Below are 9,233 nucleotides of genomic sequence, written 5' to 3'. Positions count from 1 at the left end.
CGGGCTTTGTGGGTCGCCTGATAATAGTCCCTATTTTATCCGGGCGAACAGTGTGGGTTCGCTGAGAGCTCACCCAGGGTGCTGTGGCATCCTTCCCACAAGGCTGGTTTATGTGACCAGCCCAGATCGCGCCGGGGGCGCTCATCAATTCTTGGGGAACATGCCCGAAAAGGCGGCTTGGCAGGAAAAAGATTCAAAGGAAAATAAAAAGGAGAGCCTGAGTTCCCCTTTGATGCATTGCATAACCAGTTATTACATTGAGCCGTATCCGAAAACACCACCAGCGGACAGTTGACCACCAATCGTATGGTCATAAACCATCTGGAACATGGTGTCATTCATCTTTTGGACTTCATTGCTGCAACCATAGCGGCGTAACGGCGCGGTCTCGATGTCTTCTTCGACGAAGTCTTCTTCCTCGTCGTCGTAGTAGTAGTGCGTAACGGCCAGGTGAGCGATAGCGCTGAGATCTTCCTCTTCGGTGAAGCGAATACCCTGGCGCTCGTACTCCAACTCTTCTAGCTCTTCCTGAGTGAAGAACTCTGGTTGCTCTTCTTCAAAATCGACCTGGATATCAGACACAAAACTGGTTGAATGTGCTTTTGCTTTACGATTACGACCGAACAGGTTTTTGATGCTGATTGCCATTTTTGTGCCCTCCAAATCTGTAAATGTGTTTGTTTTTAACTAAGATAATTATCTCACACCCGCAGATCTGACGAAGGAAATCGGACAAAAAACATCTTTTTTTTGAATAAAAAAAGAGCTCTGAACAGGCCAGAACTCTCAATTTTTAAGAATACAGTAAGGCTTATTTGGGGTTTCGTTTAGCGGCCATTGGGCTGGCTTTCACGGGTAACGGGTCACCTTCCCCTACACCCAAGGCGGATCGAACCAGGCTGGCATTAACCTGATCTATGACGTCGCTTTGGGTGCAGCACTTGAAAGTGACGCGATGATGACAGTTCGCCTGGATAGTGGCGCTTGGGTCGATGGAGTTGCGGACATGTTCTTTAAATGCTTCGCTTTGCATGATGGCCTCCTGTAAGTAGAGACTTCATTATGTCCCGCTGTAACCGGTTAACGAAGTACGATCACCATTCCCGGCGTGTCGGCGTTGTATCCCTCGGCTCATGAGACAGACGGCAGCTAACACTACCATCAGCCCTCACGGTTAGAGTGGCTGTATCTGGTTCTCCTCTGGAATTACGCACAGCTACATTCACGCGGCCATATCCAGGAAGGATGAGGAATATCCTGTTTGTGCTTTCGGTCAGAGTAAGCCCCCTTTCTTCCAGAGCGGCGAGAGCTTTTTTAAACGTGGAGTCTGTCATCGCGCCTGTCATTTTGAAAAGGATAGTTGGCAAATGAAATCATATGTTCGATTTTTGCGCAACCCTTACCCTCACCCCAAATCACCCTCAGGGTTAAGGGTATTACCCTCAGGGTGATTATCATGGTAGCCGCTTTGAGTGGAATCGAAGGCAAAAAAAAAGCCCCCTAGCCGGGAGCTAAACACCGTCAGTGCTCTACGCTGACGGTAATGGACTAGGCGTTACCCCGACCCCTTGGGATTGAGTTACTTCAGTGGCTGAACACCGAACAGGACGCCGCAATACACCAGGCCGAACACCATCAGAGCGAAGAGAACAGCGCTGGTGGCCTCATGCATGATTACTGCATTGATGACGCTTGCTGCGCGGGCTTTAATGGCATCAAATGAACGGTTGCGAACAGCTTGAGCTTTCATGATGACTCCTAATTGCGTGTTAGTTTTCTTACCTTGTGCAATTAGTTTCGCCCTACCCGATCAGCTGACGAAGGCTCTACAACCCTATTGCGGTCTATATTTTCAAAAACAATGTAGCGCTCTGAAAATGCCTCATTTCTCAACGCAAATCGTCACGTATGCCCCACAGGAACCGCAGCAGTAATCATTGATGTAGCGGCCGTCGTCAGTCCAGTTATTGGCACCACAAGTACATCGGAGCACTCTTATCTTCCCTGCGGGGATCGCCACACTGGGGAAATCCTGAACGTATGCGCCACCGTCAAAGTTGAATGCGGTCACTTTGACTGTATGACGACGTCCGTTATAGGCGGTATAGCGAAAGTACAGATCCCTGGTCGTTATGGTTCCGGCACCTTGTTTGATAGCTTCAGGCATAGCAGTTCCTTATATACAGGTCCAGATGATGAACAAGATGGCTACTAACCACATGAAAATGAACCCTGATACGCCATCTGTAAAAAAGGAAAAAAGCATCTTGATACCATTTCAAAGGGGTGGATACCCTAATTATAGGGGGAATGCGGCGGTGACGAAAAAAGGAGACAAGGTCGCTCATTGTGAGCGACCTGGAAAGTTAACGCGATTTTTTTCTCTGGACGGTGAGCAACGTATACCGATTGCCGCAAGGTTCGCAGTTAGCTTTCATAGAGCCGGAACGAACCTGCTTCAGTACCCCGCCACACTTCGGGCAGGGCACATCACGAACACGCTCTTGCATTCGTTGGTTGATGGCCTCAGTTCGTTGTTCTCGCGCCGGGTCAGATTGCCGCTTTACCGCTGGGATGTCGTACCCTAACGCTTTGGCTACGCGGCGATACTCCTTGCTGATCCATTTACCGCCCGGCTCGTGATGGAGGCCGTCGCCCATCATATCACCCAGGCGGATTAGCTGCCGGTGTAGATCGGCCTTATCGCTGGCTTCACTCATCGCGTTTCCCCTGTATAGCCACCAGCTTAACGGACAGTTCGCCAGCGCGCTGAACAGCATCACAATACCGGCCATGTAGTTTGGTGTATTTGCGGCAAACTGTGCTCAGCACATCCATAACCTGTGATTTATCCATCTCACCGATACGGTCCCACAGCAACACGACACTTTCTGGGGACGTCTGCTTGTCCTCTTGACGGCGAGCCAGGAGCTCTTCGGCGATGATACGCAGCAACGAATTTTCAGGTTCGTATTTGCAGATATCGATCAGTTGCTCTTCCCCCATCACTTCATTTTTCATCGGGCTTTCCTTCTGGTTCCGCATCCAGAGCCGCTTCGTAGATGGATAAGGCTATACCGCCGCAGCAACGGGCTTCTTTTGCGATCGCCTCACCGATCTCATCGGTCATTTCACGCGGCATGGCCTTGTATTGAGGCGCGGGCACCGCTGCTTTCAATACCACCAGCTTATCCAGGGTGGAGATATCATCGGGCAGCATATTCGGGCTGTCTTTGAAGATCATGTGCCGACGGTCTTTCGTGACATACCCAACGTGCTCACACTCCACGTTAATGCGCGGAGCCTGCGCCATCATGGCTGCGTAATCGTCCGGGTGAACCCCTGCCATTACGGCAAACGCCATCTCTTCAGTTTGGCGTTTAGGCGCAAGCATGAAGCCTTCCGGCACAGCGAACAATGGGATCGCTGGGCGTGCAAGCTCGGCGCGCGCCTGCCATACACGCCATAGCCCAGAGATAAAAGCCTTCTCGTCAGCTTCAGTGACCGCACCGCTTTTGTCGGCAGAGTAGTCAGAAGCCAGCATGGCGTTAAAGGCTTGGCGTTCGTTAATTTGCCCCGTGCTGTTTAAAGCCGTAGCCTGCAATTGTGCAGTAAGGTCGTGCAACGCGGTTGTGATCTGCTCCACCAGCGTATGGTGCATGACGGTTTCGCCGCTACTGGTAACCGCAGCACAGCCTTTGATGTGATTGAGGTGAATAGCTAGGCGAGCGATCTCGTCCATACGTTCAACTGAAAGCATTACTCTTCCCCTTGGTCAAACATGATGCGTGAATATTTGGCCGTGCTTGATACTTCCAGCCAGCCGTTGCAACGTTGCTCAGAGATGAAGGACAGGCGCGCCGTATGCTGGTACTGACTCCCCCTCACTTCTTCGATGGTGTCTTCAGAAAAGAACATAGCGCGGCCACAATGTGGGCATTTGCAACCCCATTGACCATCGGCGCGCCCAATGCGTGTAACCTCTCGGATTTCTTCGCTTGCCACTGTTACCCCCTATGGGTGGAATGAACCTTCATTATCAGCTGAGTCATACCTATGACGAAAAAAAGCCCGACAATGTCGAGCCTTTAAAAGAGTTTTCCGCTGAGATTATCAGCGCCAGGTGTAGATGATGGTTTTGCCTACAACCTGCGTTTTGTCCACTTTGGAGTAGGTCGTTTCTTCTTCGACGCTTTGCAGCCGATCGGCTACGTTTGCGACAGGTTTACCTTTAGCGGTTATCAGGTGCGCCGGTTCGACGATTTCACCCACAAAACGGATCACACCGTCATACGCAGCTGCGGTGGTTGCAGCCAGCATAAAGATAGAGCCAACGAGCAGTTTTTTCAGCATATACAGGTCCTCAGTGGTTTTCGTTGTCGTGTTGCTTTGGAATTTCAGTATCACCCCGCCCTTTCAGCTGACGAAGGGTATTCTCGTTAAAATTTTTGATTTCTTCTGGTCACGGACGAAAGTCACTTTTTCTTGCGAAACTGCGTGGCTTAAGGGGGAGCTATTTTGCTGCCTCGACGGGCTAAGCTCGGTATATTTGCAATGCTCACTGCTTGATACTGCAAGGTGATCAGGTGATCACACAAGCTTTCAATGAATTTATTTAAGGATGTACACGATGAGAATACTCACTACCAGCAAAATTAAATCAGTTATGGCCGCCACTGCCGTTCTGGCGCTGGGCGTGACCACTGCATATGCTGAGGATGGTTTTGATGATGTTTACTACGGTGCAGGATGGGATTCGGTATGGGAAGTTATTTACACATATATGCAGGGGTCTTTAGGCCGTATTCTTGTGGGATTGATTGCTCTCGTAGGGACGGCTGCTGCTGTCATTCGCCAGTCATTGATGACTTTCGCTGTTGCGATCGGAGCGGCCTTGGGCTTGTCCTTCGGACCTGGGGTTATCCTTGAAATAATGCTTCCGGGTGCTACATATGCGTGACTTAACCAAACCGTTGAGATAAAGCAGCGTGTTGAATTAGGTAAAAAAGGGGCGTAGAGCCCCTTTAATTTTGCTGGTGGTTTTAGCGGGGCGTGAACCCAGCCAGATAGACGATAAAGTCAGGCAGGCTCAACGATGCGACCCACTGACTTTCCTGTGCGTGTTTCGCCTGGTACATCTCAGCCTCAGCAATAAGCGTTGCGCTCCAGCCAGCCAGATCAGGATGTAGCACCTTCAGTTCGTCCCCACGCGCAGCCAGAATTTGGCTGTCCATGCCTACACCGTAATCTGGGATACGCACACCGCAGTAGTCTATCAATTCACTGTTGGCTAACAGGTCCGCACGCGTGGCGTCTTTACCATAGAGGTGAGCAGGCAACACCTTCGCCTCCAGACTATTCAACATCCGTTGGATCATGGCCGGGTTAAAGGTTTCAATGAAGGCCATGTCTTCCTGGCTTACGCTGACACACGGCACGCCATCAGGGGCTCGGAAGGCCGAAATGATATCGCCGTCCTTGCCGGATTCTACGCAGCTCAGCCTTGCGTTACTATTGCTCGTGAACCACTTCCAGTTTTTTTGCGTTGCCGCTTCCGCGACCCGGCGAAGTGTAGCGATCTCATCCAGTGTGTATTGGAGACACTGTTGGCTTTTACCGGGCAATCCACCTGGCCCGAATTTGGGGGCGATAACTTGGTTGGTCAATTGAGGCACTCCTTGTCGTTGATGTTGTCTTTTGGGAAGAGAACGGATTTTCCGAGCGAAACATAGATAAACCCGCAAATGCTGGCTACGAGCCCGGCAATGAAAAATTCGGTTAATAGGGTAGACATAATTTCCCCTGTCCCTGTCAAAGACCCGATCGCTCCAACCATGCACAAGAACATGTAAAAAATAAGCATATTGAAATTGAGCCGTTTATTGATGGCTTCAACCTTCATACCCCCCCAAATTACGGTGAACAAAACCACACCAGCCCCAGCGCCATACGCCATGTACGACATGCGCAGCCTGTGCTCCATCAAAGCAACGACGACATCAACCGACATGAAAACCAAAAAATATAAACCGGTTGCTGCCCAAAAAATCTTTTCATCGTCCAGGCGCATTTTCTTCATGATAACCTCTGTTAATTTTGGCTTCAGGAAAGCCGTATTGATTGAGCCAGCCCGACCATAGCGATCGGGCTGGTGGACTGGTTAGTTCGATTCCGGATTGAGAATCGACTTACCGGTACTGACATAGAGCGCTGATATGCCACACATGACAAACCCAGCGATAAAGATGATCAATGGGTAGTAGGAACGGTTGGCGTAAGATACGGGCTCCCCTAAATAGGAATAGATAAAAACGATAGGCAAGCTCGCGAGTACCGCAGTAAGCAAAACGATGCCTTGATACTGCCTGACCACGGCGAATTTCATCAGTCCTTTATAGGTCGAAAAACAAAGGACGCCAGCAGGTACACCGCATAGGATGTAATCCTGTACCGATCGGTCGTGAAGCACTGCACTGACCGTTTCCAGCACTGTGAAAACTGCACAGATCACCATAACGCCGAACCAGATACGCTTTTCTTTTTTAAGGTCGTTCGATGACATGCTCTTTTGCCCCCTATCGAAGTTCACTGCCAGGCTGCTCCGCAGCCAGACGATAGCCACCGCGCTTACCGTTGAAGCGTTCGGCACTTGCCCAAACTGTCCGGCCGCTAGGGCTTTTGATGCGGATCCCCTTAGGCCCGGAGACTGATACAACCTCCAGCACCTCAATGCGGCGTAACGGAGTATATCGAGGGTCAACTTCTTCCCAGATCTGCCCCGGTTTAATTTCCAGCATTTTCACCACCTTGTTTTGCGAGTTGATTTTGAAGGTCACGAATTGTGGTTTCGTGAATTTTACGTTCATTGCGGATGAGTTCCCGCTCGTGATAGAGGGATTTCTCCTGAAGCTCAACCTCTTTTTCCCGGCGGTCCAGTTCTTTGATCCGTTCGGCCAGAGCGTTTTCCTTTTCGCTGCCACCCTGCAAAAGTTGGCTAACCTGCGCCTGAGAGCTCTCATAATTTCGCTTCCAGTTTTCGCAGCTGGTTAGCGCCTCTTGTAATTGCTTATGCAGAGCGCCAAATGAGTTCCCTACGCCTTCAGAAATGGCGTAAAGCGGGGTGACGGCATAACCGTCCATCGCTTCGTCAACGCCTTCTGACCAGCGTTTCAGCTCGCGCTCGCATTCCTCTCGGGTAAATGCCTGGGTATCACCGCCGATTTCTTCGACTTTGCCGTGGCAAGTAATGCTGAACATGGCCGGTTCAGCGCAGATGATATCCAGCAACTGCCGGGCAATCTGGTGTGCTACGTGATTTTTGCCATACTCAGCAAGAACCTGGTTCAGGGTAGCGATACTGACAGTCATCATTTCCTCTTCTGTTGTCAGTGATGAGAGTATTGATTATCCGGGAAGGGAGCCAGGTAACGAAAAAAAAGCCCGAACGACTCGGGCTTTTGCTGGTGGGTAATCTGGTTAGGTTTTTTCTCGGCACCCTTCCTTTACTTGGTACTCTCGGTAATAATCGGGGTACTCACCACTCATCCTGCTTTCAAGCACCCCCGCATCGTATAGTCGTTCGCAACGATATTGCGGCCGAAGGATATACAGGCTCATAGGCTTAAACCAACCTTCAGGTAAGACCCATAACGCATCCAGGTCGGCTTTCGTCAGGTTCGCGGCTTTATCTTTTGGGATCTGCATTGATGTTATCACGCGGGTCTTCAGGGCTAATTTGCTTAGCTTAGGATTTTTGGCGGTGATCATCTCCACCAGCGTCATGATAACCGCAGACAAACCGCCCAATTCTTCAAGCTGTCCCAGCAATACGGCGGATGCCTCAAGCACCTCGCTATCGCTTCCTGAAGTTCGCGCTTGCTCGCCACGTTGGGCAGCAGTCAGCAACTGCGCCAGCTGATCAGGGCTATACGTCATAGTCCAAATCCTCAGCGGAGTTATCAGACTCGGCAGCATTAAACGGCAGCGCCTCTTGGTGCTCTTCTGCGGTAAACTGATGCACTGGACTCGCCATTTTACCGGCACCAGCGCTGAGCAGTGTCAGACCTTGTTTCGGCGCGCATAAACCTGGAATACTCTGGCCGAGGAAAAGTTTCACCGGTGTGATGTGATCAGCAACATCGGCCATGCTGTTGTAGGTTGTAGCCACTTCCTGCACGACGGCTTCTTCACCGACACAGCACTCATCAAAGAACGGCCCACCGTCAGCGGTCATCAGTCCCCACATGAAAGGCACCGTAGCCGCGTTATCGCGCGCCTTTTTCAGCTCGGCAACTTCGGCCTCGCTTTTCTTCAGGCTGTCGATCGCTTCAGTTAAAATAGCGTTGTAACGCTCTGCCTTTGCTTCCAATTCCGCTAAGGCGTCAGCGACCAGCATAGGGGTAGCCGTGCTAGCCCAGGCTCTGGTTGTTCCACCTGCGTGATAAATCGGGAGTGCCAGCTCGATAGCTTCTTTTAATTTCGAAACCGCGTTCTCTTTTTGCATGATTTTTGCCTTAAAAATGGGTAAAGAAATTTTAATTCACATAACGCGTCATGCACGGCGCATGTTCATGGTCACTTGCCTTCCTCGGCCTTGCGCACTCGCTGGATGAGGCCAATAACGGCCTGCGGGTGTACGGCAGCGATATAGTTGCCATTTTTGTTACGCTGAACGCCTTCGACATCACCTTTGATTTCCCCGCTCACCATGCAGGTGATGATACCGGCATCTTCAGCGTCATAATCGTCAATCCGATCTGGCTCGCCGAATTCGATTGTGGTTACACGCGGGTCATAGCGCCACGGCCCTTTGGTCGCTTCTCGCGCTAGCTGCTCCATTTCGGTGAGATCGTCACAGCGAGCGATGGCGGACTCTTCCACCAGCTGAATGAGTTGAAGGATAACGTTTGGACCCAGAGCACCCAGATACTGAACCAGCGCGCTGCGTTCATGACGGTTGAACTCTGTATTCTCAAAACCGGGATCGTCAATCAGACAGCGGTCGTCACCTTCATCGCCGCTGAACAGCATTTGATAGCTGGTTTCCGGGAATGGCTTATTGCTCCATGAAGCATGAAAAGACTTAATGGGGCAGGCCGCTGCCAGGCGCTTCAGTTTTTCGATGAGTTCTTGGTTCATTTGTGCTCCTAACTCTGCGTTTCAAAATTACTCGGCTGGTGGATATAGGCTCATTATCCTGGCTTTTGACCGCTGACAAAGAAAAGCCCGGACAT

The 9,233-nt window shown here is 50.8% G+C and carries 18 protein-coding genes; 2 read left to right on the top strand and 16 right to left on the bottom strand.

Annotation, left to right across the window (positions count from 1 at the left end):
- Positions 1–252: 252 nt before the first annotated feature.
- From P3L40_RS23615 to P3L40_RS23605, 3 genes are all read right to left on the bottom strand, one after another.
- On the bottom strand, positions 253–648 hold the full coding sequence (locus P3L40_RS23615) for a hypothetical protein (RefSeq protein WP_131680428.1): 396 nt from the start codon (positions 646–648) through the stop codon (positions 253–255).
- Positions 649–811: 163 nt separating this feature from the next.
- Positions 812–1,033, bottom strand: coding sequence for a hypothetical protein (locus P3L40_RS23610; protein ID WP_136135456.1), 222 nt, complete (start codon positions 1,031–1,033; stop codon positions 812–814).
- Between the two features lie 546 nt (positions 1,034–1,579).
- Positions 1,580–1,750, bottom strand: coding sequence for a hypothetical protein (locus P3L40_RS23605; protein WP_163768363.1), 171 nt, complete (start codon positions 1,748–1,750; stop codon positions 1,580–1,582).
- Between the two features lie 330 nt (positions 1,751–2,080).
- Between P3L40_RS23605 and P3L40_RS23600 the strand changes: the two genes are divergently transcribed.
- Entirely contained in the window at positions 2,081–2,215 is a 135-nt protein-coding gene (locus P3L40_RS23600) for a hypothetical protein (protein WP_255468643.1), read from the top strand.
- A gap of 151 nt (positions 2,216–2,366) precedes the next feature.
- Here P3L40_RS23600 and P3L40_RS23595 read toward each other — a convergent pair whose 3' ends face one another.
- The 5 genes from P3L40_RS23595 to P3L40_RS23575 all read right to left on the bottom strand — a co-directional run bounded on the left by P3L40_RS23595 (position 2,367) and on the right by P3L40_RS23575 (position 4,353).
- On the bottom strand, positions 2,367–2,720 hold the full coding sequence (locus P3L40_RS23595; RefSeq protein WP_094962649.1) for a hypothetical protein: 354 nt from the start codon (positions 2,718–2,720) through the stop codon (positions 2,367–2,369).
- Positions 2,713–3,021: a hypothetical protein gene (locus tag P3L40_RS23590; protein WP_094962648.1), complete on the bottom strand. Its 309-nt coding sequence runs from the start codon at positions 3,019–3,021 to the stop codon at positions 2,713–2,715. Before P3L40_RS23590 ends, P3L40_RS23595 begins: the two co-directional genes overlap by 8 nt.
- Positions 3,011–3,760, bottom strand: coding sequence for a hypothetical protein (locus P3L40_RS23585; protein WP_094962647.1), 750 nt, complete (start codon positions 3,758–3,760; stop codon positions 3,011–3,013). Before P3L40_RS23585 ends, P3L40_RS23590 begins: the two co-directional genes overlap by 11 nt.
- A complete protein-coding gene (locus tag P3L40_RS23580; protein ID WP_094962646.1) occupies positions 3,760–4,005 on the bottom strand; it encodes a hypothetical protein in 246 nt (81 codons plus the stop codon). The genes P3L40_RS23585 and P3L40_RS23580 overlap by 1 nt, the downstream gene beginning before the upstream one ends.
- Before the next feature lie 108 nt (positions 4,006–4,113).
- A complete protein-coding gene (locus P3L40_RS23575; RefSeq protein ID WP_094962645.1) occupies positions 4,114–4,353 on the bottom strand; it encodes a hypothetical protein in 240 nt (79 codons plus the stop codon).
- Positions 4,354–4,630: 277 nt separating this feature from the next.
- On the opposite strand from P3L40_RS23575, the gene traA reads away from it, so the two are divergent.
- On the top strand, positions 4,631–4,960 hold the full coding sequence (gene traA, locus P3L40_RS23570; RefSeq protein WP_094962644.1) for a TraA family conjugative transfer protein: 330 nt from the start codon (positions 4,631–4,633) through the stop codon (positions 4,958–4,960).
- 82 nt (positions 4,961–5,042) lie between these two features.
- Here traA and P3L40_RS23565 read toward each other — a convergent pair whose 3' ends face one another.
- The 8 genes from P3L40_RS23565 to P3L40_RS23530 form a co-directional block, all read right to left on the bottom strand.
- Complete coding sequence (locus tag P3L40_RS23565) at positions 5,043–5,666, bottom strand: hypothetical protein (RefSeq protein ID WP_131680425.1); 624 nt, start codon at positions 5,664–5,666, stop codon at positions 5,043–5,045.
- Complete coding sequence (locus P3L40_RS23560; RefSeq protein WP_094962642.1) at positions 5,663–6,079, bottom strand: hypothetical protein; 417 nt, start codon at positions 6,077–6,079, stop codon at positions 5,663–5,665. The genes P3L40_RS23565 and P3L40_RS23560 overlap by 4 nt, the downstream gene beginning before the upstream one ends.
- Before the next feature lie 81 nt (positions 6,080–6,160).
- A complete protein-coding gene (locus tag P3L40_RS23555) occupies positions 6,161–6,562 on the bottom strand; it encodes a hypothetical protein (RefSeq protein ID WP_131680424.1) in 402 nt (133 codons plus the stop codon).
- Between the two features lie 13 nt (positions 6,563–6,575).
- On the bottom strand, positions 6,576–6,797 hold the full coding sequence (locus P3L40_RS23550) for a hypothetical protein (RefSeq protein ID WP_094962640.1): 222 nt from the start codon (positions 6,795–6,797) through the stop codon (positions 6,576–6,578).
- Positions 6,784–7,371, bottom strand: a complete 588-nt coding sequence (locus P3L40_RS23545) for a hypothetical protein (RefSeq protein WP_136135458.1) — start codon at positions 7,369–7,371, stop codon at positions 6,784–6,786. The genes P3L40_RS23550 and P3L40_RS23545 overlap by 14 nt, the downstream gene beginning before the upstream one ends.
- 105 nt (positions 7,372–7,476) lie before the next feature.
- Positions 7,477–7,848 carry a hypothetical protein gene (locus P3L40_RS23540; RefSeq protein WP_272693345.1) on the bottom strand — a complete coding sequence of 124 codons (372 nt, stop codon included), beginning with the start codon at positions 7,846–7,848 and terminating at the stop codon, positions 7,477–7,479.
- Positions 7,849–7,924: 76 nt separating this feature from the next.
- On the bottom strand, positions 7,925–8,503 hold the full coding sequence (locus P3L40_RS23535) for a hypothetical protein (protein ID WP_094962637.1): 579 nt from the start codon (positions 8,501–8,503) through the stop codon (positions 7,925–7,927).
- 71 nt (positions 8,504–8,574) lie between these two features.
- Entirely contained in the window at positions 8,575–9,138 is a 564-nt protein-coding gene (locus P3L40_RS23530) for a hypothetical protein (RefSeq protein WP_131680421.1), read from the bottom strand.
- Between the last annotated feature and the right edge of the window lie 95 nt (positions 9,139–9,233).

Origin of the sequence: Providencia sp. PROV040 (assembly GCF_032706145.1) — a bacterium.
Lineage (GTDB): Bacteria > Pseudomonadota > Gammaproteobacteria > Enterobacterales > Enterobacteriaceae > Providencia > Providencia hangzhouensis.
The sequence above is the reverse complement of the archived record's forward strand: the minus strand, read 5'-3'. Positions and strand labels throughout refer to the sequence as shown.

Coding starts and splice junctions, on each gene's coding strand:
- P3L40_RS23615 (WP_131680428.1), bottom strand. CDS start 648: ATGGCAATCAGCATCAAAAACCTGTTCGGTCGTAATCGTAAAGCAAAA.
- P3L40_RS23610 (WP_136135456.1), bottom strand. CDS start 1,033: ATGCAAAGCGAAGCATTTAAAGAACATGTCCGCAACTCCATCGACCCA.
- P3L40_RS23605 (WP_163768363.1), bottom strand. CDS start 1,750: ATGAAAGCTCAAGCTGTTCGCAACCGTTCATTTGATGCCATTAAAGCC.
- P3L40_RS23600 (WP_255468643.1), top strand. CDS start 2,081: ATGACGACGTCCGTTATAGGCGGTATAGCGAAAGTACAGATCCCTGGT.
- P3L40_RS23595 (WP_094962649.1), bottom strand. CDS start 2,720: ATGAGTGAAGCCAGCGATAAGGCCGATCTACACCGGCAGCTAATCCGC.
- P3L40_RS23590 (WP_094962648.1), bottom strand. CDS start 3,021: ATGAAAAATGAAGTGATGGGGGAAGAGCAACTGATCGATATCTGCAAA.
- P3L40_RS23585 (WP_094962647.1), bottom strand. CDS start 3,760: ATGCTTTCAGTTGAACGTATGGACGAGATCGCTCGCCTAGCTATTCAC.
- P3L40_RS23575 (WP_094962645.1), bottom strand. CDS start 4,353: ATGCTGAAAAAACTGCTCGTTGGCTCTATCTTTATGCTGGCTGCAACC.
- traA (WP_094962644.1), top strand. CDS start 4,631: ATGAGAATACTCACTACCAGCAAAATTAAATCAGTTATGGCCGCCACT.
- P3L40_RS23560 (WP_094962642.1), bottom strand. CDS start 6,079: ATGAAGAAAATGCGCCTGGACGATGAAAAGATTTTTTGGGCAGCAACC.
- P3L40_RS23555 (WP_131680424.1), bottom strand. CDS start 6,562: ATGTCATCGAACGACCTTAAAAAAGAAAAGCGTATCTGGTTCGGCGTT.
- P3L40_RS23550 (WP_094962640.1), bottom strand. CDS start 6,797: ATGCTGGAAATTAAACCGGGGCAGATCTGGGAAGAAGTTGACCCTCGA.
- P3L40_RS23545 (WP_136135458.1), bottom strand. CDS start 7,371: ATGATGACTGTCAGTATCGCTACCCTGAACCAGGTTCTTGCTGAGTAT.
- P3L40_RS23535 (WP_094962637.1), bottom strand. CDS start 8,503: ATGCAAAAAGAGAACGCGGTTTCGAAATTAAAAGAAGCTATCGAGCTG.
- P3L40_RS23530 (WP_131680421.1), bottom strand. CDS start 9,138: ATGAACCAAGAACTCATCGAAAAACTGAAGCGCCTGGCAGCGGCCTGC.